Origin of the sequence: Vibrio qinghaiensis, from assembly GCF_002257545.1 — a bacterium.
Classification (GTDB): Bacteria; Pseudomonadota; Gammaproteobacteria; order Enterobacterales; family Vibrionaceae; genus Vibrio; species Vibrio ordalii.
In genome coordinates this window covers 1,442,453-1,463,793 of sequence record NZ_CP022741.1, presented here as the reverse complement: position 1 = coordinate 1,463,793, position 21,341 = coordinate 1,442,453, and the positions used below count along the sequence as shown (strand labels likewise).

At 45.1% G+C, this 21,341-nt stretch carries 16 protein-coding genes and 1 pseudogene; 9 read left to right on the top strand and 8 right to left on the bottom strand.

The window, feature by feature from the left end; all coding sequences use genetic code 11:
* Positions 1-52: 52 nt before the first annotated feature.
* From CCZ37_RS06735 to CCZ37_RS06725, 3 genes are all read left to right on the top strand, one after another.
* Entirely contained in the window at positions 53-1,057 is a 1,005-nt protein-coding gene (locus CCZ37_RS06735) for a LacI family DNA-binding transcriptional regulator (RefSeq protein ID WP_010319366.1), read from the top strand.
* A 137-nt stretch (positions 1,058-1,194) separates the two neighbouring features.
* The gene (locus CCZ37_RS06730) at positions 1,195-1,416 is read left to right on the top strand and encodes a hypothetical protein (RefSeq protein ID WP_094500094.1); all 222 of its coding nucleotides are present in this window, start codon (positions 1,195-1,197) and stop codon (positions 1,414-1,416) included.
* Between the two features lie 361 nt (positions 1,417-1,777).
* Entirely contained in the window at positions 1,778-2,116 is a 339-nt protein-coding gene (locus CCZ37_RS06725) for a YggL 50S ribosome-binding family protein (RefSeq protein ID WP_167372426.1), read from the top strand.
* A gap of 109 nt (positions 2,117-2,225) precedes the next feature.
* Here the strand turns inward: CCZ37_RS06725 and CCZ37_RS06720 are convergent, their stop codons facing one another.
* Complete coding sequence (locus CCZ37_RS06720; protein ID WP_013856799.1) at positions 2,226-2,858, bottom strand: MSHA operon transcriptional regulator; 633 nt, start codon at positions 2,856-2,858, stop codon at positions 2,226-2,228.
* Between the two features lie 253 nt (positions 2,859-3,111).
* Between CCZ37_RS06720 and CCZ37_RS06715 the strand changes: the two genes are divergently transcribed.
* Positions 3,112-4,314: an iron-containing alcohol dehydrogenase gene (locus tag CCZ37_RS06715; protein ID WP_094500093.1), complete on the top strand. Its 1,203-nt coding sequence runs from the start codon at positions 3,112-3,114 to the stop codon at positions 4,312-4,314.
* Positions 4,315-4,382: 68 nt separating this feature from the next.
* Here the strand turns inward: CCZ37_RS06715 and CCZ37_RS06710 are convergent, their stop codons facing one another.
* Genes CCZ37_RS06710 through CCZ37_RS06700 form a run of 3 tightly spaced genes read right to left on the bottom strand, consistent with a single transcriptional unit; the run spans position 4,383 to position 9,766 of the window.
* Entirely contained in the window at positions 4,383-7,187 is a 2,805-nt protein-coding gene (locus tag CCZ37_RS06710; protein ID WP_094500092.1) for an Hsp70 family protein, read from the bottom strand.
* A 48-nt stretch (positions 7,188-7,235) separates the two neighbouring features.
* On the bottom strand, positions 7,236-9,134 hold the full coding sequence (locus CCZ37_RS06705) for an Hsp70 family protein (protein WP_094500091.1): 1,899 nt from the start codon (positions 9,132-9,134) through the stop codon (positions 7,236-7,238).
* Positions 9,134-9,766, bottom strand: a complete 633-nt coding sequence (locus CCZ37_RS06700) for a DUF2760 domain-containing protein (protein ID WP_026028849.1) — start codon at positions 9,764-9,766, stop codon at positions 9,134-9,136. Before CCZ37_RS06700 ends, CCZ37_RS06705 begins: the two co-directional genes overlap by 1 nt.
* Positions 9,767-10,046: 280 nt before the next feature.
* On the opposite strand from CCZ37_RS06700, the gene CCZ37_RS06695 reads away from it, so the two are divergent.
* On the top strand, positions 10,047-11,570 hold the full coding sequence (locus CCZ37_RS06695) for a sensor domain-containing diguanylate cyclase (RefSeq protein WP_094500090.1): 1,524 nt from the start codon (positions 10,047-10,049) through the stop codon (positions 11,568-11,570).
* Positions 11,571-11,664: 94 nt separating this feature from the next.
* Positions 11,665-12,195, top strand: a complete 531-nt coding sequence (locus CCZ37_RS06690; RefSeq protein WP_013856806.1) for a 3'-5' exonuclease — start codon at positions 11,665-11,667, stop codon at positions 12,193-12,195.
* 6 nt (positions 12,196-12,201) lie between these two features.
* Here the strand turns inward: CCZ37_RS06690 and CCZ37_RS06685 are convergent, their stop codons facing one another.
* A complete protein-coding gene (locus tag CCZ37_RS06685) occupies positions 12,202-12,645 on the bottom strand; it encodes a tellurite resistance TerB family protein (RefSeq protein ID WP_167372392.1) in 444 nt (147 codons plus the stop codon).
* Positions 12,646-12,729: 84 nt separating this feature from the next.
* Positions 12,730-13,134: a VC1380 family protein gene (locus tag CCZ37_RS06680; RefSeq protein WP_094500088.1), complete on the bottom strand. Its 405-nt coding sequence runs from the start codon at positions 13,132-13,134 to the stop codon at positions 12,730-12,732.
* A gap of 240 nt (positions 13,135-13,374) precedes the next feature.
* Here CCZ37_RS06680 and hrpA point away from each other — a divergent pair, with 240 nt between their 5' ends.
* Entirely contained in the window at positions 13,375-17,310 is a 3,936-nt protein-coding gene (gene hrpA, locus CCZ37_RS06675) for an ATP-dependent RNA helicase HrpA (RefSeq protein WP_094500087.1), read from the top strand.
* A gap of 103 nt (positions 17,311-17,413) precedes the next feature.
* The gene (locus tag CCZ37_RS06670; protein WP_010319278.1) at positions 17,414-17,896 is read left to right on the top strand and encodes an outer membrane beta-barrel protein; all 483 of its coding nucleotides are present in this window, start codon (positions 17,414-17,416) and stop codon (positions 17,894-17,896) included.
* An 89-nt stretch (positions 17,897-17,985) separates the two neighbouring features.
* Here CCZ37_RS06670 and CCZ37_RS06665 read toward each other — a convergent pair.
* Positions 17,986-18,132, bottom strand: a pseudogene (locus CCZ37_RS06665) (LysR family transcriptional regulator); the annotation flags it as partial.
* Between the two features lie 84 nt (positions 18,133-18,216).
* Here CCZ37_RS06665 and CCZ37_RS06660 point away from each other — a divergent pair.
* Positions 18,217-19,620 carry an MDR family MFS transporter gene (locus CCZ37_RS06660; protein WP_094500085.1) on the top strand — a complete coding sequence of 468 codons (1,404 nt, stop codon included), beginning with the start codon at positions 18,217-18,219 and terminating at the stop codon, positions 19,618-19,620.
* Between the two features lie 72 nt (positions 19,621-19,692).
* On the opposite strand, the gene CCZ37_RS06655 is transcribed toward CCZ37_RS06660, so the two are convergent.
* Positions 19,693-21,174 carry a carboxypeptidase M32 gene (locus CCZ37_RS06655; protein ID WP_094500084.1) on the bottom strand — a complete coding sequence of 494 codons (1,482 nt, stop codon included), beginning with the start codon at positions 21,172-21,174 and terminating at the stop codon, positions 19,693-19,695.
* Between the last annotated feature and the right edge of the window lie 167 nt (positions 21,175-21,341).

Sequence of the window (21,341 nt, the reverse complement as noted above, 5' to 3'; positions counted from 1 at the left end):
TAGGTAAACTCCCTCGGCTTCCAAGAGTCGGGGGTTTTTATTAGGAGTCACCATGGCGACAATCAATGACGTTTGTAAAGCAGCGGGCGTATCTAAAGCCACCGTATCGCGCGTACTCAACCAAACTGGCCAAGTAAAAGCAACTACGCGAGAAGCCGTTTTACAAGCCATGTCCACCTTGGGTTATCAACCTAATGTGTTGGCGCAAGCATTAGCCACAAACAGTGCAAATGCGATTGGGCTGATACTTCCTCAGTTTCAAGGGAGTTATTTTGGCAGCTTATTGCATCAAGCAGCACAAGGTGCCGAGCAAGCACGTAAGACCTTACTTGTCATGGACAGTCACGATAACGCGGCAGGCGAATTAGCAGCAGTGCGCTCATTGCTCACTCAGCGTTGTGACGCCATCATGCTTTACAGCCGCCATTTGTCGAATCATGAGCTGGCATCATTGCAATCTGATGTTTCAGTGCCACTGATTGTACTCAATCGAACCTTGGAAGAAGTCGGTTTGCATAGTTTTGGTTTTGAGCAGCATCAAGCCGCTTCTTTAGCAATTAATCACTTGCTTGAACTTGGCCATCGCCGCATTGCTTGCATCACTAGCCCTTTGGACAGTGATACAGGACAACAGCGATTTGCTGCTTATCAGTCAGGCTTGCAGCAGGCTGGTATTGAGCTCAATCACACGCTCGTTGTTGAAGGTGACAATTCTATGCTGGCGGGTTATGCCGCGGTTCAACGGTTATTAGAACAACAGAGTGAGTTCAGCGCTATTTTTGCCTGTAACGATGATATGGCACTAGGAGCAATGCGCGCACTTTACGAACATGCCATTTTGGTACCCAATCAGGTCTCTGTGATGGGGATTGATGATGAGCCTGCTGCTGCGTATTCGGTGCCCAATCTCTCAACAATATCGCTTCCCATTGAGCAACTGACGAAGGACGCAGTAGCCTTGGCCCTACAATTGGCTGAAGGGAAGGGCACAGATGATGCCAAGATACATCGCTATCTAGGTAAGCTGGTGCTTCGAGAATCAACGTGCGCACCTTAAGAGGCCTCGCAGATTAATGACTCATTGAAATAATGAGCATTTATTTTAATTAACTGTATAAATCCACAGTTAATTGCTTGACATTATGTCACTCTTTACTAAGCTGTATGTATGCACAGTGAAGTTGGAGGTGAAATATGTTGTGGGAAACGCTAGAACGAGTTAACCGCCTTCGCCAAGAAGCGTTAGCCAACCCAGACTTTGTCCAATCCGCGCAAGACCATGAAGAGACATTGAAGCAGGTCGAGCAATACTTTGAACCAACGAAACGGCTCAAGGCAGCAAAACGTGCAAAAACCCTTGCAGATATTTATCAACAGACTGAATTTGGTGAAAATCCATCTGGTGTTCAACATTAGTCAGTGTTTGACATGAGCCAATGTTTAACATGCATTAGCAAAAATGGTTTAGCTTGCAAAGAGCTGCTTGATACGCAGCTCTTTTTCATGTGCGACACTCCAGTGTAGTCAGTTTTTAGATTAAGTTGCGAAGCAGTCAATAATTATGATTTTCTTGACTTTAATTTAACGTCACTAAGCTTGACGAGCGGCTTGTTTTAACTTGTTTTGTTTTGTTTTGTTTTGTTTTGTTTTGTCTTGGCACATCTTGAAACAATTTGTTGTGAAAGTGTCCGCTTGTGGCGGTTTATATAAAGAATCATTTTGGAAATGGTGCTGAAAGGTGTATAAATGCCGCATTCAAACAGAGAGAGAAAATATGATGAAAATCGACAAGCTAGAAAATAAAAACCGCCGTATCCGTAAGAAACTGTTTTTAGGTGAATTTGCGATCCTCGGTTTTGAAGTTAGCTGTACAACGTCTATCAAAGACTTTGAACAATACGATCTCTTCGTTGATGAGTTTATTGATTACGTGGATAGCATCGGCCTTTGTTTCGGTGGTGGTGGATTAGAGATCTTTGACGGCTTTGTGTGCGCAGCCGATCGCTACCGTTCAGCAACAGAAGAAGATAAAGCGTTGATTGTAAAATGGTTAGAAAATCGTGCTGAAGTAAGCAAAGTCGTTGCTGGTGAATTAGTGGATGCCAATTACGCTTAATTGCTCTTCTATTCTACGTTATTCAGCCAGTGCTTTTCATTTGCGATGTCTGACAAAAAAGCCGGAGTGAAACCACTCTGGCTTTTTTATTATGCTAAATTTTATTACGTTAAAAATCAGCATGTTTAACAAAGTAAGGATTGTTGAATTTATTGGCGTGACCAACAATCGAAACCACTAAACGGTTCCATAGCGCTTTATCAAAAGGTTCTTTAGGGATGGCAGGATAAAGTGTTTCGACCTCTTCTCTGGCAAAGGCCATAAACTCTTTCTTTTTCCTCTTGTTATACTCTTGGGCGACATTATTGTAGTTGCGGATCCACTCTTTCTTAAAGCGAAGCAAGGCGGGCTCGGCTTTTTCTAAAGGTAGCCGAGAGAGATAAACGCGCTTATACGATATTTTGCGATCAATCATCGTTCGCATACTGGTTTGAATGTAAGTACCGTGCTGCGTAATGGAAATATCGCTCTCATCAAACAGATTCACACACCAGCCCTTAGGCCAAAAGTCAGCCTGTTTATACTGATTATTTCTAGCGGTTAATACTTGATGAAGCACTAAATCAGAAGTGCCTTTAAAGGTTTGCTGCCATGTGGCTATGCGAATTTGCAATGAACCAGGCAAGCGATAGACATTGGTAAACTTATCTTCGTTCATGACTTCTACAGTAATTGGTTGAATAAAATACAATTTTTGAATGCCATTTGAGTGCAGGGAATGCACCTCAAAGACGAAAGCCAAACGACGTGTCGATTATTTTATGACACATAAAATTATGTGCAGAGTACTCAGCTAATGATTTCAATTATAAGTATAAAAAGTGAGCGAGGTGGATTTTACAAGGTTTGCATTAAAATGCGAGCTTAAGTTGGCGTTAAATCTAATAATGATCAGCGATTATTTGCCTTATCTTGCAAAATTTGACTTTCTAGGTAGAGATAACTCGTTGTATTGCCTAGTCTAGCTAATAGAACTTCACAACTCGAGACCAATCATGGAGATCAAGTACCAGCAGTGGCAGCATAAGCTATACATGAAAGTGCTCAAATTGGCCGCAGCGATTCTACCCATCTCCAAGCCAACCTTGTTTATTGGTAAAGAATCGCTCAAGCAACTCTGTTATTCGGTTTCTTTGATGGGTATTGAACGCGTGCTTGTCGTAACAGACCAAGGCATTGAAAAGCTTGGTTATGTAAAAAAACTCACCTTTGAGTTTGAGCGTGTTGGTGTCCGTTGTGTGGTGTTTAACCATGTATTGCCTGATCCCACTTATGATCAAGTTGAAGCCGGCCTCCATCAGTATCGATTGGAGAAGTGCCAAGGCGTTGTCGCTATTGGTGGCGGCTCTTCAATCGATTGTGCAAAAGTGATCGCCGCTTGTGCTACTAACCGTAAGTCGATCAAACGTTTAGTGGGGCTGTTAAAAGTATGGAAAACACCTGCGCCGCTGTTTGTGATCCCAACTACGGCAGGAACGGGCTCTGAAGTGACCGTCATTGCGGTGGTTTCTGACCCTCAAACTCAGCAAAAAACACCGATTACTGACCCGAAACTTGTGCCACTTATTGCAGCGTTAGATCCGATGCTGATGATGGCCCTGCCTACTCATATTACTGCGCAAACGGGGTTGGATGCACTTACGCATGCAGTGGAAGCCTTTATATCACGTAATGCCACGCCAGAGACTGATCGCTATGCCATCGCTGCGGTTAAATTGATCCACGATAACTTGGAAAAAGCGGCGTTCTTTGGCCAAAATTTGACGGCGAGACAAAATATGGCATTGGCTTCTTACTACGCTGGACTTGCTTTTACCAAAGCCAGCTTAGGGTATACACATGCCATCGCCCATGCCGTTGGGGCGAAATACCATTTCCCGCATGGCTTAGCGAATGCGGTTGTGTTGCCACATGTATTGGAATACTCCAAAGAGGCGGCGAAAGATAAGCTGGCTAAACTGGCCGACGTACTCAAAATAACCGATCCACATTTGACCGATTCAATGAAAGCGGACGCCTTCATTGGGTATGTAAAAGAGCTCAATCACACACTGCATATCCCTAAACAGTTACAGGGGGTCATGCCAGAGCATATTCCAGAATTGGCCAAACAAGCTTTTCGTGAAGCATTTTGGAATTATCCTGCGCCAAAATACATGCAGCAAACGGATTGTGAAGCGATTTTTAGGAAATTGTAATCTACATTCAGCGTTATCTTTGACCGCTCTCGTGATCATAGCAACGAGAGTGGTCAAATTAGGTCGATTCATTTTTTAAGCAGTATCAACCCACTTGGCAGAGTATCACCGAAGACACGTTTGGATTCTGTGTCAGACAGGTCATGCACTTCATTAACCAAAGTAAACCAAGTTTCTGGAACTTTACTCTGCTTTAACTTGGCTAAAACGAGCTGACGAACATCATCGCTAATATCAAAAAGACGATCTCCTGTCTTGCGACACATCATTACCGCGGCAAAGGCAATCATCGGTTCTTTGTGCCAGTTTTGATCAAGCAACTTCGGTAACCATTGTTCCACTTGCGCTCTTGGGATTACTGAATGTTGACTACCATACAGCAGCGTCCGAGAGGCTAACCGCCCAACGGCCCACCAGTGTGCTTGTTCACATTGAGTTTGATTAATCGCTTTATTCAAAAACCACGTGGCAAGTAATACTTTATCTTCCACTTCTAGATGTTCCAGCGAAGCGGCAAGCCGCACCATTGCTTCGTACCCTTTGTCGTGTGCTTCTTGAGCTGATTTTGGATTTTTGATTGCGCTCGGGTGAAGATATTTAGCGATATCCGCTAGAATCGTTTCTTGTTGCTCCTGCCTCAGTCCGCCAGCAACACGCCGCCAAAATACCCACCAATCGCTCCAACCTTGATGATTTTGGAATTGAATACCTTGTTGATACAGATTCCACATCTGTTCCATACGCCAAGGATCGGTTGGGTCGCCAAATCCTGGCCGAAGGGTAAATCCAGCCAGACGCAACCAGTTTTTCTCGTGTTGCTCTGAGCGACGTCGACGTTTACGGCCTTGAGAAAATGCATCAAAGAGCGGTCTTAGCGTGGTGAAATCCCATTCATCACGTGGCCCTAAAAGCTTATCTAAATCTTTGCCAAGCGTTTTTATGGCTTGGTTATCAGAGGCTTTTTTATTGCCACTATAAAGGTGTGTGATGAGCGAAATCGCCTCTGACAAGCGAGGATGACGTTGGATTTCACTGTCTGACTCACTGTGCTTGCGAACTTCAAACTCAAGTTGCCATCGGTTTTTTTCGTCCTCAACACTGACACATTCAATCTTGAGCGTGCCGACTTCCGTTAATTGACAAGCCAGTTGAACTTCCACTCGTTGCTTTTGGTTAGCATGCAGTAGAGCATCATCATTTCCTTTTAACGCTGTTATATAGGGAGGCAGTGGCGTAAAAAGTTCATGTTCAACGGTCGATAACAGCCCATTTTGAACACGACGATCAGCAAACATATCGTGGGTTGAGGTCAGGATGTTGAAGCGTACGGGTTCACCTAACGTCAGTGAAAATCGGCGGCTGGTTAAGCGTATCTCTTGTCCTTCTTCGGTGCCTTTAGCCAAGACACACAGAGCATGTCCGGCACTGTTTTTTTCAGGCAGGTGTAAAAAATAAGAGCGTGCCGATCCGCCGCCGATTTTAAGCTGTGCACCTTGGCGAGCTTTACCATAGGCAACAGCACCGAGTGCGACTGCCCAATCAGGATGAGGATTATCAAGCAGGGTGATCGGTGAACCTCGCCAATCGGTCAATAATTGAGTGATGCGCTTTGTGATAAGCTCACTATTAAATACGCCGCCATTAAGTAGTAATCCAACTGGAATGGCCGTTGCGTTTGACTCTTGCTTGAGCGCAAGGCGAGAAACGGCTTGGTGTTCAGCTAAAAATTCAGCAATGTGTTTACTCACGGCAGGGTCGGCTGCGTAGGGCAAGCCAAATTCCACCACTGCACTGCGGCGTTTATTTGGACGTTCTTGTACCGAGCAAAGTGGGAAAAAGCCTTCAAGTGCAATGTCATGCACCTCTTGTTTCGTCAGGGAAATGCTTTTTGCTGCGCCTAATAGCTTTGAACCACTGCCAAGGAGCGTAATTTTTAGCTGCTCTGGGGCTTGGTTTGATAAGAGTTGCTCTTTGACTTGGCGAGTTTGCTGAATTAGTTTGCTCAAACTGGCGGCGGTTAATTTTTTCGAACCGTCAAAGCGCTGTTCAGCTAGATGAGCCAATGCTAAATCAAGGTTGTCACCTCCGAGCATTAAGTGATCACCCACGCCAATTCGGTCAAGGGAGAGTTGGTTGTCTGCGCTGTGTTTCGCTTCAATTAAACTGAGGTCTGTCGTACCACCACCCACATCACAAACCAAGATCAAAGGGAGTGACTGTAGTTGCTGTGAGGCACAATGGCGGTGACGTGCGTACCAGTCATAGCAAACGGCTTGTGGCTCTTCAAGTAGTACAATTGAGCTTAAGCCAGCCAGTGTTGCAGCTTCGATGGTGAGCTTACGAGCCGTTTCATCAAATGACGCCGGTACGGTGATAATGACATTTTGATCTTCAAGTCGATGACTTGGATGACGGTAGTTCCATGCTTGCCGGATGTGATTGAGATAACTGGCACTGGCAATGACAGGGGAAACTTTCGCCACATCGTGAGCGCCTGCCCATGGTAAGATGGCTTGCTTGCGATCAACCCCTGGGTGGGAGAGCCAACTTTTCGCGCTGGATACTTGTCGCCCTTCTACTTTTGCACCTAAATCTCTTGCCCATTGGCCAATAATTATCTCTTTGCTATCGCCCATAACCGGTTCAATTTGCCAAGGGAGCGATAGGGCATCAGGTGCGATCTGCCCGTCGGCCGGGTGATAACGAAATGATGGAAGGAGTGGTTTTCGAACCACTTCACCGGGGCCAATTAATTGGTCGACCTCAAAAAGATGCACGGGTGAGTCTTCTAACGATTCGGTGATTTCACAAAATGCCACCACAGTATTGGTGGTGCCTAAATCGATACCGACGAGAAAGCGAGGAGAAGACATAGAGGCTCCTGAATGTCAAAAACGGCATCCGAAGATGCCGTGTGGGGATTATTGAGTGACTTGAGGATCTTCACGCACATCGAACTCAACGTGCCATGTTTGGCCGTTGTCGGTCGCAATGGCTTCTAAGTGAAGCGTCCCGAGCTCTGTGATCGTTGAGGCTAAGTGAACCGGAACGACTTCGCCTTGTCGACGTCCTTCAGAAACCGGCAAGGTGACGTGGATCTCGGGCAGCTCTACAAGTTCTTCTGGAGCCCAATAATCTAAGTGCATGCCAGCTTCGTCATCGCGGCGTATTGTTGAACCAAAGAATTGAAAATGTACAGGCTCACCAATGACCAATCCAAACTCTTGGCTCGGTACGCGGACACTGCTTCCTTCTTCCATGCCAAATGGAGCGACGCACAAGGCTTCCATCGGTGGTGCGATCCCCGGAATGGCAGGCATAGCACTTTCAATACCGACGTAATAACTCGAGGCTATACCACCGCGAATACGCACACCTTGTCCACGACGAACTGCGCCGTAATACGCGGCGCCACAGGCGACGGCTAAATCAAGGTCTAAGCCTGTTAAGCGCTTCATCTGTGGTGCTCTCACAGTGCTCAACCAAGCATTAATAGTGCTGAGAAGACGGTTTGCTAATAAATCGGATTTTAACACGCCACCGTTTAGTAAGATGGCGGTCGGTTTGATAAAATCCATCTCCGGAGCTTCGCCCATACCGGGCATGCCAGCAAATGGATTATCATTCAGAGCGGATGTCTCCAGAGCGGATATTTCACCACCCATTGCATGGGCTTGTTTTGCCAAGAACGCGGCGATATGGCGGGTAATTCCAGCGTCTTGCGCGTAGGGAAGGCCCATTTGCGTTAATGCGCCACGTGCTTTTTGCATCGGATGATCTGTGATATTCACTTGTGGGAAAAAACCATCGACCAAGGTTTGTTGCACTTCTTGTTGAGTCAATTCGGTTTTAAGCGTTGTACCGAGCAGTTTTGAACCGCGACTTGGTACCACAATCGGTACGGAATGTAGGGCACTGTCATTCAGAAGCGCCTCTTTGGCATCTCGGCAAGCGTGCGTCATCGCTTGTACTTGCCAAGGGGCTAATTCTTTACCTTCTTGCGCCAATTTCATTTTTAAACGGTAAGCAAGGGCAAGGTCCATGTTGTCGCCGCCGAGTAAGATGTGCTCACCAACCGCAATCCGATTGAGCGTTAAGTTACCAGCGTCTTCAGTCACTTCCACTAAGGATAAATCAGTGGTTCCCCCACCAATATCAACCACAAGAACAATGTCACCCACCTTGACTTCATCGCGCCACGCATCGAGGCTATTATCTATCCAACTGTATAAAGCCGCTTGTGGCTCTTCAAGCAGCGTTAATTGCTCAAAACCAACGTTACGTGCTGCTTCAGCGGTTAAATCTCGGGCGGCTGGATCAAATGAAGCGGGTACTGTTAACGTGACATCTTGTGTAGCTAAGGGGAAGTCAGGGTGAGCGTGATCCCAAGCGCTTTTTAAATGCTCTAGATAGCACTCAGTGGCTTTTAATGGCGAGATCTTTTCCACTTCATCGCTGCTACCCACGGGTAAAAATGCATCACGTCGATTGACGCCACCATGACATAGCCATGATTTGGCACTGGCGACTAAACGAATCGGTGTCTTACTGCCAAGGTTGCGCGCAATGGCTCCGACTAAGGCTTTTGGCTCGGCCGACCAAGGCAAAACGCGTGCGGCAGGGCTCATCTCATGTTCATGAGGCTGGTATAAAAACGAGCCTAATTGATGACGGCTTTCAACCGTACCGGGCGCGGTAAGTTGAGGGATGCTCATTACTGAAACGCGAGCGTTTTCATCCTGTGTATCAACATAAGAGAGCACGCAATGTGTTGTGCCTAAGTCAATACCAATACTAAATTTTGGCGCAGTCTGTTCCATTACAATTCAACCTCGGCAGGGGCGATGATTGAAGCATCATACTGTTCAGCCAATTTAGGCAAAGTGATAGCTGTTGCTTTCCAGCCTTTATGGACTAAGGTGCCATTAAAGGGTGCTGAACCTGTCACATTACCCGTTAAGCGAACTTCTTGCGGGTTGAAACCGGCTTCAATGGTAATTCGGCTCTCTTCATCTTCGCCGCGAATGGGCGTGAGCTGAATGTAATCTTGTAGGACTTTTTTACCACCGGCGTGGATCACGCGCGCCGCGGCTCCGACTTCTTCATCCGAAAAGGCGGTGACATCTTCATTTAAGAAGTCAATCAGACGAGCTTCTTGCTGCATTAACGACAAAAGTTGTAGGGCGGAATCGGTTGGCGCTGTCGCTAATTTAGATTCGACTTCAACTACGCGCTCAATCACTTTTTCTACTTCTACGATTTTTTCGACTTCAACAATCGTTTCAACCGGCTTTTCGACTTCGACAATTTTCTCGACAGGTTTTTCAACAACTTTCTCAACGACTTTTGATTTGCGTGATACCACAATGAGAAGTAGCAAAAGGCTTGATGCACTGAGCCCAGCATGCAGCATATCAAAGGTGGTAGGGATCATATTTAAATCGAAGTTCATCACAATTCTCTTTACACAATGAAGTAGGCATGGGAATTCTCGTGAGCCTACGGTGAATAGACTTAAAAATAGGGGCGCAGCTTATCATATTCAAGGCGAATACAGGATAGAAAGTCCGCATCATCACGTTTAAGTTAACGTGATTGCTTGCGTTTTGAGCAGTGTCAATCATTAATTCTCTATTCTGGTTCAACTTTAAGATTAATTGGTTAATAAATTGGTGAATGGCTGCTGATTTGCCTACTTTTATAAGAGTCATTTGAGCCACGGAGAGGCTGCTATGTTCGAGATCGACAAAAAGTTGATTTATCCCTTATGTATTATGTTTATTACTTTAATGATGACAGCGTCAGTTATCTCTTTAATCTACCTTAGTCAAAAAAATCATATTGTTATGTTATTTGATAGCCACGCCGAGCATCAAGCAAGCATACTAAATGCTTTAGTTGAAGATGACGTCAATTTTATTGGCTCTGCTGCAAATTTTTTACACGCAACCGAGGGGAGAAGTACTCAAGAATTTAGTGTATTTGCGCATAATGTGTTAGACCATTCCAATAGCTTGATTAGTCTACAGTGGATGCCAAGAGTAACAAAAGATGAGATTGATGGATTTGTAACCTTAATGAGAGATCGTTTGCCTCAATTTGAGTTATTTACAATACCTAAAGTGGGTCAAAAGGTGATTGGGTTTTCTGAAGAGAATGAACAGCCCATTTATATTTTGAGTGATATTTATCCTCAAACTAAAAGCAACCTTGAATTGCTCGGTTTTTATTCACTACGCCCTCGCTTTCAAAGGGTTATTGAGCATATAGAGACGACGGGGCTACCGGCCATATCCGATAAGGTTCGTCTGTCGCAAGATGGCATAGAAGCACACCACAAAAAGGATGGATTATTGGTGTATCATCCTGTTTTTAACTACAACAAACAGGAAATGATGGGTGTAGTAGTGGGTGTTATTCGACTCTCTACTTATTTTGAGGGATTGGTGAGTCGCACGGCGCCTGACCAGCGATTGTATATGAAAGTCACCGATCTTGGCTTTGGTGCAACAAATGAACCGATTCTGTTCCAAAGCCCGGGTTGGGATTCAATCAAAGGCATAGAAAGAGAGAAACGCTTATCTCTGCCTAACCGAGATTGGCAAATTGATTTCAAGTTATCAGAACCAATGGCGACAAACATACATTGGATTTTAGTGGCGCTCAGCGTCGGTGGTTTAATTATTTCGATCTTGTTAGGTTATGTTGTCTATTTGTTGATGAGAGAAAAAGTTCATCTTAGCGAGATGCTAGAAGAACGTACTGAAGAACTGCGTTTTTTAGCGGACCACGATAGTTTGACTGGATTGTATAACCGACGTGCATTCGGACGTTTACTGCAAGAGGGCGTCTTACAGAAAAAAGCTTTTTCGTTGGTAATGTTTGATGTTGATGATTTTAAGCTGATCAACGACAACCATAGCCACATTGCAGGCGATGAGATGCTAATGCATATCTCAACAGTTATTTCACGTCATATGGGAAATAATGATGTTTTAGCTCGGTTAGGTGGGGACGAATTTTGCATTATTTGTGAATTGTCAGAACTTCAACCTTTGCAGTGTTATCTAGAAACGTTACGAGCGGCTGTTGAATCAACCGGATATGAGTTCATGGATGAAGTGCTGTATTGTACGCTCAGTATTGGGGCGGCGATCAATCATACTTACGATGAAGAGTCTTTATTACATTTGGCAGACAGCAAGTTATACGAAAGCAAAGAAAATGGTCGCAACCGAGTTTCAATCGCCCAATAACTGTCCGAACGAAAGGGCGAGAGTCGAGTTTTTGAGAGGAGTCGAGTAAGATAACGTTCTTCGACTACTTATATTTAAAGGATACGCCTGAACAATGAACTATAACCGAGTTGTCTGCTTCGATTTAGAAATGTGCTGCTGGAATGAAAATGGGGTTGGGACAACGGGTGAAATCATTGAAGTGGGTTTAGCTGAAATTGATGTGCAGTTGGGCACGATTGTGAAGCGTGCTCAATATTATGTCAGGCCAGAGCAAGACGAAATTTCGCTGTTTTGTAGTGAGTTAACCGGGATAACTCCGCGTAAGATTGAAAAACAGGGGCGACCACTCGCAGGTGTCATTCAATCAATGGTTAAGAACTTTGGCGGCCCAAATAAGATTTATGTTTCGTGGGGGCGTGATGACCAAATTTTAGCTAAAGAGTGTGAGCAGAAGGGGATCGTTATGCCTTTTAGCGAGTTCATCAACCTAGCAACGCTCTACCGTATTCAGCAGAGAATGAAAGAAAAACGTATTGGTCACCGCGCCGCACAAGAAGCGCAAGGTATTGAGTGGGAAGGGCGACAGCACTCCGCTTATGTTGATGCCTACAACCTTGCGAAATTGGCGTTAACGATGTTGTAATCCGTTCTATTTTTGAGCGGAAAGTTTAGCGCGGATAAATTCACTGTGGTCGAGATACAATAATTCTGCCGCTTTGCGGATCACCGCCTCTTCGAGTGGGTCTATCTCACCGTCCGCGTGCGCCACTTGCCACATCGCCTTGATAAGTTCATATCGCGTATCTTGCGAGAGCTCGCGTAATTGTGAAGTGAAATCATACAATGAAGCTGACTGTTTGACGCTTTGTTCTGCCCGAATGAGCAGTTCCGTGGTTTCTGTATCATCTAACGCTAATAGTCGTTTAACTAATTGAAACTTAGCGTCATTTTCTCGTGTGTCAATTTGATGATCGGCTCCTGCCACTTCTCTGAGCAAACAAGCAATCGCTAGGTTGGGGTTAGTGTTGGAACGCTGGCCTAAATCTTCTCCGTCCAAGAGTTGCTTGAATAGCGATGTAATGGCATTAAACATAAAAAAACCTACTGAAAATTTCGAGTCATTATTGTTTAAATAGTGGCGTATTGAGCAAAACACAAGTCAGAATAAAGTGAGATTCTAAATATCACGAGATTCATCTTCATCGTTCTCGTGATAAATATCATTCGGATCTTGAGGAACGCTAGGGTCTTCTAGTATTTCAATGACTTCTGAACTTGAGTATTCATGCCCCATCAGGAAAAGTGCTAACATGGCATCGGCTTTGGATTTATTGTCCGCTTTTTCTAGCAAAATTTCTTCAAAGCGTCGCCGTATCATGGCAATCTCATGTTCAACAAAACCGCGACCTTCTTCCTCTCCTTCACCTTCTTCGGGCGCATTATCAAACTCCAGAAACAGAAAATGGCCGTCCAATTGTGTGTCAATAAGACGTTCAGGTAACCAAGCCTCACCCATCACCAATTCTGGATCTGTGTTATCGGGTAGTGAATCGAGTATGTGTTTCAGTTCAGATGCTTTCACAGTTTTATCGTTTCAGTAATCATGTCGCTATTGTAGCGGCGATTTTCTTATAAACATAAGAAATCCTGATCCGATTGCCCAATTTTAAATCGCTTAATCATACGAACGATGGCAAAACATACCGGAATCGAGGAGGAAGCGAATAAATGCTCGCCGTTTGTGAAAGGATAACTGATTGCAGGTGCGTTGATTATGCTACAATCCGCTCAGTTTTATGTAATGAAATGAATAGGAAATGCTTTGACCTCGTCACAGCCCAATCAACACAAGTCAATGAACGCTAGCAGCAACAGTGCGGCATCTCTGCGCAATGCATTGAAAGAATGCATGATGCGTGATCGTTTTCGTCTGAGTAAACGCATCTCTGGTGCGAGCAAAATAAAAAATGAGCAAGCCAAACATGCCGTTTTTGATCAAATTGCGCTCGATATTGCTCAGTCAATGATGGTGGCGCAGCAGCGTCTCAACAACCGCGTTACCATCGACTACCCTGATTTATTGCCCGTAAGCCAAAAACGCGATGATATCGCCAAAGCGATTGCTGAAAACCAAGTGGTGATTGTGGCGGGTGAAACAGGGTCAGGCAAAACGACTCAGTTACCCAAAATTTGCGCAGAACTTGGGCGCGGTAAATATGGCCTGATTGGCCATACTCAGCCACGTCGCCTTGCTGCGCGTTCGGTCGCGAGCCGAATAGCGCAAGAGATGGAAACAGAACTGGGTGGCTTTGTTGGCTATAAAGTTCGTTTTAACGATCAAATTTCCGAGCAGACTCAGATCAAATTGATGACTGACGGGATATTGTTGGCCGAAATACAGCATGATCGCTTTCTCAATCAGTACGACACCATCATTATCGATGAAGCGCATGAGCGCAGCTTAAATATCGATTTTATCTTAGGTTATTTGAAAGAACTGCTGCCGCGTCGTCCGGATCTCAAAGTCATCATTACTTCGGCCACCATCGATCCTGAACGCTTTTCTAACCATTTTAGTGGCGCGCCCATCATTGAAGTGTCGGGTCGTACTTATCCGGTCGATACGCGTTATCGACCACTGCTTGGTGAAGAGGATGAGGACCGCGATCAGCTGGAAGGTATTTTTGAAGCCGTCGATGAGCTTTGCGCTGAAGGGCTTGGCGATATTCTGATCTTCATGAATGGCGAGCGAGAAATTCGTGATACGGCCGATGCGCTCAGTAAACGTAATTTGCGTGATACTGAAATTGTGCCGCTTTATGCACGATTATCCGCCGGTGAGCAGAATAAAATCTTTCAGCCCCATATAGGGCGGCGCATTGTTTTAGCCACCAACGTGGCAGAAACATCCCTTACCGTGCCGGGGATTAAATATGTCATTGACCCTGGTACGGCGCGTATCAGCCGTTATAGCTACCGCACCAAAGTCCAACGTTTGCCGATTGAACCAATTTCTCAAGCGAGTGCAAATCAGCGTAAAGGACGTTGTGGCCGTGTTGAAGAAGGGATCTGCATACGCCTCTATTCCGAAGAGGATTTTCTTTCACGCCCAGAATTTACCGATCCGGAAATACTGCGTACCAACTTAGCCTCGGTTATTTTACAAATGACCGCACTTGGGCTGGGTGATATTGAAGCATTCCCATTTGTGGAAGCGCCGGATAAACGCAACATTCAAGATGGTGTGCGTTTGCTTGAAGAGCTTGGCGCGATTGTTCCTGATACCAATAAACACGGTCACGACAGCAAAAAGCAGTTGACGGATATGGGGCGCAAATTAGCACGCTTGCCGATTGATCCCCGTTTGGCGCGTATGGTGCTCGAAGCGCCAAAGCTTGGCTGCGTAAAAGAGCTAATGGTGATTGCCGCTGCACTTTCGATTCAAGACCCGCGTGAACGTCCATCAGATAAACAGCAAGCCTCCGATGAGAAACATCGCCGATTTTTTGATGAAGAGTCCGATTTTCTGAGCCTAGTGAATCTGTGGAACCACATTCAAACTGAGCAAAAAGCGTTAAACAGCAGCCAATTTCGTAAGCAGTGTAAACAAGATTACCTCAATTATTTGCGGGTACGTGAATGGCAGGATGTCTACTTCCAAATTCACCAATCGATGCGTGAAATGGATTACAAATTGAACGACGAACCGGGCAATTACCAAAGTATCCACAGTGCAATTTTGGTTGGCTTACTGTCGCACATCGGTATCAAAGACCAAGAGAAAAATGAATACCAAGGGGCTCGTAACGCTCGCTTTAATATCTTCCCCGCTTCTGGCCTGTTTAAAAAGCAACCCAAGTGGGTGATGGTCGCTGAATTGGTGGAAACCTCTAAACTGTGGGGGCGTATTGCAGCTAAAATCCAGCCTGAATGGGTGGAACCGCTGGCGCAGCATTTGATCAAGCGTAGCTACAGCGAACCGCATTGGTCAAAAAAACAAGCCGCCGTCATGGCCTATGAAAAAGTGATGTTATATGGCATTCCTATTGTGCCTAAACGTTTGATTAACTACAGCACCATTGACGAGCCACTATGTCGTGAGATTTTCATTCGCAGCGCATTAGTTGAAGGTGATTGGGAAACCAAACATGCGTTTTTCAAGCAAAACCGTCGCTTATTACTTGAAGTCGAGGAGCTTGAGCATAAGTCTCGCCGCCGCGATATTTTGATTGATGATGAACAGCTTTTCGAGTTCTATGATCAGCGAGTCGCAACGGATGTGGTCTCTGGGCGTCATTTTGATGCGTGGTGGCGAAAAGCCAGCAAAGCCACTCCAGATCTACTCAACTTTGAAAAAGAGATGCTATTTAAAGGTGATGCTAGCCACATCACTGATTTAGATTATCCCAACTTTTGGCACCAAAACGGTATTAAACTGAAGCTCAGCTATCAATTTGAACCTGGAGTGGATAGTGACGGTGTCACGGTACATTTGCCACTGCCGATTCTCAATCAAATTGAGCCGACAGGGTTTGATTGGCAGATCCCCGGATTACGTCATGAATTGGTTGTCAGCCTGATCAAGTCGTTGCCTAAAACACTGCGCAAAAACTTTGTACCGGCACCTAACTATGCAGATGCGTTTTTAGCTCGTGTCACACCGATGGAATTGCCTTTATTGGATGCGATGGAAAAAGAGTTAAGGCGCATGACGGGCGTCGAGGTGAAGCGTGAAGATTGGAAGTTAGAGCAAGTTCCGGATCATTTAAAAATCACTTTTCGCGCGGTGGATCATAAAAATCGCAAACTCAACGAGCATAAAGATTTATATCAGTTGAAAGAGAGTTTGAAAGAGAAAGTACAAGAAACACTCTCTCAAGTGGCAGACGATGATATTGAACAGCAAGGTTTGCATACGTGGAGCTTTGGTGAATTACCAAAAGTTTACCAACAAAAGCGCGGCGGTTTCGAGGTTAAAGCGTATCCAGCGTTAGTGGATAGCAAAGAGAGCGTTGAAATTAAGCTTTTTGAGACCGAGCAAGAACAACTTAATGCAATGAAAGCAGGGCAAAGGCGTCTGATTTTGCTGAACGTTCCTTCACCGATTAAATATCTGCACACCAATTTACCGAACAAGTCAAAATTGGGGCTCTACTTTAACCCGTATGGCAAAGTGCTTGATCTGATTGATGACTGTATTGCTTGTGGGATTGATAAGTTAATTGAACAGCAAGGCGGTTTAGTGTGGGAGCCGGAGCAGTTTGAGGCACTGAAAGAGTTTGTGCGCGCTGAATTGGGCGATACTGTGGTCGATATCGCCCAACAAGTGGAGACGATTCTTACCACGGCATTCAACATTAATAAAAAGCTGAAAGGGAAAATCGATTTTACGATGGCCTTTGCGTTATCGGATATCAAAGCGCAGATCGAAGGTTTGATCTTTAAAGGCTTTGCCACCGAATGCGGTTGGAAGCGTTTGCCGGATATTCTGCGTTACATGCGTGCGATTGAACGTCGGATGGAGAAGTTACCCATTGATCCAAATAAGGATCGTTTGCACATGTTGAAAATTGAAGCGGTAACCAATGATTACAAAGCGCTACTAAACAAGATACCTCGTGGTGCAGAAGTACCTGAAAATGTTAAAGAGATCCGTTGGATGATTGAAGAGCTTCGGGTGAGTTTATTTGCTCAGCAACTTGGCACTCCTTATCCAGTTTCAGATAAACGTATAAAAAATGCGATTGATGCTTGTTAGGTATAAGATTTGCATCTAACCAACAGTTCACTATAATTTGATGTTATGTGGCAACCGGTCGCCGTTTTGAGGCCACTGCCAAATTAAATAAAGAAGGTTCATCATGAAAAAGACTTTAATCGCACTAGCGCTGTTCAGTACATCTTCAATGGCGTTTGCCGACTCTTGGATTTATGGCGGCGCATCGGCAGGCCAATCGGATTTGAATGGTAAAAGCGGCACTTCGTACAACATTCATGCCGGTACTGGTATTCTTCCTCTGATTGGCATCGAAGCAGGTTACACTAATCATGGTAAATTTGAATTCAGCGCCACAAATGAAATCGCGGCCTCTTCAGTCTACTTTGCGATAAAGCCAAGTATTGATTTTGGCCCACTGCATGTGTACGCAAAGGGTGGCTTGCATTCTTGGGATAAAGACCTGAATAGCAGCAAAGTCGATGATGGTATTGACATCATGTACGGCGTAGGTGCGGAATACTTCCTAATGGGACCGATATCAGTTGGTGCAAGCTACATGAATTACACTTTGGGTGATGACGATATTGGTACGGTTTCATTCAACGCCACCTTCCACTTCCTTTAATCTAGTCACTTAATCGCTTTCAACCACTTCTTGCTCGTTAGTAGCAAGAAGTGGTTTTTTATTTGAGCAGTATTGTGTGGTGTACATTCTCAAGCACGCCAGTAACTGAAAGCAAAGCGCGAACAGTGCTTGATGATGTAGTCAATAAATGCTTGAGTTCGCTCAGGGAGAAAACGTCGCTGACGGTGCAGCAAATAAATATCCGCTTCTTCAATCTGCCATTTATGCAATAAGTCATCCCATTCTATCCTATTTTAGGATGTGCATTATTACGTTATCGTGTCTGTCGCGCATTCTAATCAAGTTCATATGAGGGGCACATGCCTACCGATTCAACTTATTCGGCTAATCCGAAAATTATTTTTGCCAGTGTTGCTTTAGTCATCGCTCTAGGCTCGCTTGAAAAAAGCATCGTTACCACTCCATTGGCTCTTATTGGGCAAGATCTCTCGGCAGGACAAGCATTAACATGGGTGATTACTGCTTATCTATTAGCATCGACCGCGGTATTGCCCGTCTACGGTAAACTGAGCGACTTGTTTGGACGAGTTCGGATGCTAAATGTCAGTATCGTGATCTTTATGTTGGGTTCCGCGCTGTGTACCTTTGCTTTTGATCTACCCAGTTTAATTGGTGCTCGTGTGATTCAAGGGATTGGCGGTGGAGGCTTAATAGCTCTGGCATTTACTGTTATCGCCGATTCAATTCCTGCGCGCGAAGTGGGCAAGTACCAAGGTTATATTTCAGCGGTTTATGCGGTGTCCAGTATTGCAGGGCCATTGCTTGGCGGCTATTTTGCTGACTACCTCAGTTGGCGGTGGGTATTCGGTATTAATTTACCGTTAGGGTTGGTGGCACTTTACATGGTTAACCGCTATTTGAAGCATCTCAATAAACGCAGAGATAGTCGCTTTGATTGGGTGGGAGCAGCGTTACTCATGAGTGCGACGACTTTGCTGCTGTTATTACTTTCTTCACATTCATTTATCCCTACTGGCTGGGGCGCGTTTGCATTACTGGCGTGTTTAGTTGCTTTGGTGGTTGTTGAACGCAGAGTGAGTGATCCTATCTTACCGGCGCGTTTAGCACGTCTTCCGAATTATCTGACCGCGATTGTTCTTATTATGGGGTCGCAAATGCTGATGTTTGCGCTTTTGGTTTATTTGCCGCTGCAGTTTCAGTGGCAAAAAGGACTCACTCCGTCAGAAAGTGGTGCCATTATGGTGATCTTCATGGTCTGTATTACCTCTGGCGCTTATGTGGGTGGGAAGCTCATCGCGAAGTTTGGTCGTTATAAGATGTTAGTGATCGTCGGTTTTGCTTTAGCTATGGCTGCATTGTGGCAAGTTCATTACGATATGTGGGTGAAATTTGCATTGGGTTTTGCGGGTATAGGTATTGGTTTAACCTTACCGGCCTTAGGCGTTGTTGTACAAAGTGTCTTACCCGCACGTGATCGCGGCATTGGCATGTCACTGTTTAATTTTGGACGAGAACTCGGCGGTGCACTCGGTGTTGCGTTCTGTTCCGCGCTCTTTTATCTGAGAGTGCCGAGCGAAGTCATGGTTACTGAACACGGTGCCGAGCAGGCCGGCGTTTCCACTCAGGTATTATCACAAGGTTTTAGCTTGGTTTATATTGGCATGAGCGTACTAGCATTACTGGCGATGTTACTGACAGTATGGCGCTTGCGTAAAGATGCATTGATGAAAAGTTCATCATGAATTCCTGCGTGTTATTGAGCGTTAACTAAGTGTAAAAAAAGCAGCGATTTAAGCTGCTTTTTAAGTTTGGCGCTAAAGGTATCTATTCTTTAGGTGCTCTTGGAAATATTGAGCGTTAAGCACATCCCCAGTCGCTTGTTTCACCAATTCATCGGTTGTTAATAAGCTACCTTTTCGCCAAATATTATCGGCAAGCCAAGTAAATATTGGTGATAAATCGCCACTGCGAATGGTGGCATCAACATCCACCGTTTTCTTCATCGCTGCCATAAACTGGGCAGCGTACATCGCACCAAGTGTATAACTTGGGAAATATCCGAAAGCGCCATCTGTCCAGTGGATGTCTTGCATACAGCCGTTTTGGTTATTTCCTTGGGTAGAAAGGCCGAGGTAAGCCTGCATTTTGTGATCCCATAGCTCAGGCACATCGGTATGTTTGATATGACCATTGATCAAATCACGTTCAATTTCATAACGTAAAATGACATGCGCTGGATAAGTCAACTCGTCGGCATCGACACGAATAAAGCCTTTTTCGGCGCGAGTGTAGATCTTCTGGAAATTCGCTTGTGCAAATACTTTGTCTTCACTACCTGAAAAATAGCGGGCGGCTAGGGTGGCTAAGTGCTCAATAAAGGGTTCACTGCGCCCCATCTGCATTTCAAAAAAGAGCGATTGAGATTCATGAATACCCATCGAACGCGCTTCTCCTGCTGGTGTACCTGCAAGATGTTTAGGTAAGCCTTGCTCATAACGTGCGTGGCCGGTTTCATGGACAATGCCCATTAGAGACTGAATAAACTCCGACTCATTATAACGAGTGGTGATCCGAACATCGGTTGGAACACCGCCGCAAAAAGGGTGAACGCTTTCATCAAGGCGGCCGTGTTCAAAATCAAACTGAAGCAGTTTCATGACTTCTAAGCCTAACGCCTTTTGCTTTTCAGCAGGGTAATGGCCAGTTGGCATGATGATCTCTTCGGCGCGTTGCTTCTCTATGACTTGATCGATTAACGTTGGCAGCCAAGTTTTAACATCGCTGAAAACAGCGTCCAATGATTGAGTGGTTGTACCCGGTTCGTAAAGATCGAGCATCGCATCATAAGGCGTTAAACCTGTAGCATCAGCGCGGATCTGCGCTTCTTGCTGTGAGAGTGTGACCACCTCAGCCCAGTTTTTCTCAAAACCGATCCAATCATTGTTTTTGCGTTGGGTACGCCAAGCATGTTCACACTTTGAACCAGCAAGAGATTTCGCTTGCACCAAAGCTTCAGGCAGTACGTTTGCCTGCTGCCAGTGGCGTTTGAGTTCTCGCAGTGTGGCTTTTTGCTCATCGTCCAATGGTTCATTTTGTGCTTTATCAAACCATTCAGCCAATTGAGGTTGAGTATGTAAACTATGAATATGAACGGACAATTGCGCCATCGCTTCTGATCGCGCTTGAGCGCCGCCAGCGGGCATTACTGCGGCTTGATCCCAGCCACAAATAGCCGCTAAATGATTGAAATGTGAAATTTTCTTAGAATGTTGAACTAATTGATTGAATACATCCATGGAATTAGCCTTCCGTGACGTAAAAGAGGAGTTAGTGTAGCAACCATTAAGTGTCTAACCAAGGCCATCCAAGTCAATCAAGGTGAAAGAGCGTGACCCAAACCGACAAAGCTGAGGGGATTTCATTATTTTCTTATCCAGTGAAAACTGTTAAAGACTTTATAAAA

Bases quoted from the DNA above. Each gene is read 5' to 3' on its own strand.
- CCZ37_RS06735 (WP_010319366.1), top strand. From the start codon at position 53: ATGGCGACAATCAATGACGTTTGTAAAGCAGCGGGCGTATCTAAAGCC.
- CCZ37_RS06730 (WP_094500094.1), top strand. From the start codon at position 1,195: ATGTTGTGGGAAACGCTAGAACGAGTTAACCGCCTTCGCCAAGAAGCG.
- CCZ37_RS06725 (WP_167372426.1), top strand. From the start codon at position 1,778: ATGAAAATCGACAAGCTAGAAAATAAAAACCGCCGTATCCGTAAGAAA.
- CCZ37_RS06715 (WP_094500093.1), top strand. From the start codon at position 3,112: ATGGAGATCAAGTACCAGCAGTGGCAGCATAAGCTATACATGAAAGTG.
- CCZ37_RS06710 (WP_094500092.1), bottom strand. From the start codon at position 7,187: ATGTCTTCTCCTCGCTTTCTCGTCGGTATCGATTTAGGCACCACCAAT.
- CCZ37_RS06705 (WP_094500091.1), bottom strand. From the start codon at position 9,134: ATGGAACAGACTGCGCCAAAATTTAGTATTGGTATTGACTTAGGCACA.
- CCZ37_RS06700 (WP_026028849.1), bottom strand. From the start codon at position 9,766: ATGAACTTCGATTTAAATATGATCCCTACCACCTTTGATATGCTGCAT.
- CCZ37_RS06695 (WP_094500090.1), top strand. From the start codon at position 10,047: ATGTTCGAGATCGACAAAAAGTTGATTTATCCCTTATGTATTATGTTT.
- CCZ37_RS06690 (WP_013856806.1), top strand. From the start codon at position 11,665: ATGAACTATAACCGAGTTGTCTGCTTCGATTTAGAAATGTGCTGCTGG.
- CCZ37_RS06685 (WP_167372392.1), bottom strand. From the start codon at position 12,645: ATGTTTAATGCCATTACATCGCTATTCAAGCAACTCTTGGACGGAGAA.
- CCZ37_RS06670 (WP_010319278.1), top strand. From the start codon at position 17,414: ATGAAAAAGACTTTAATCGCACTAGCGCTGTTCAGTACATCTTCAATG.
- CCZ37_RS06660 (WP_094500085.1), top strand. From the start codon at position 18,217: ATGCCTACCGATTCAACTTATTCGGCTAATCCGAAAATTATTTTTGCC.
- CCZ37_RS06655 (WP_094500084.1), bottom strand. From the start codon at position 21,174: ATGGATGTATTCAATCAATTAGTTCAACATTCTAAGAAAATTTCACAT.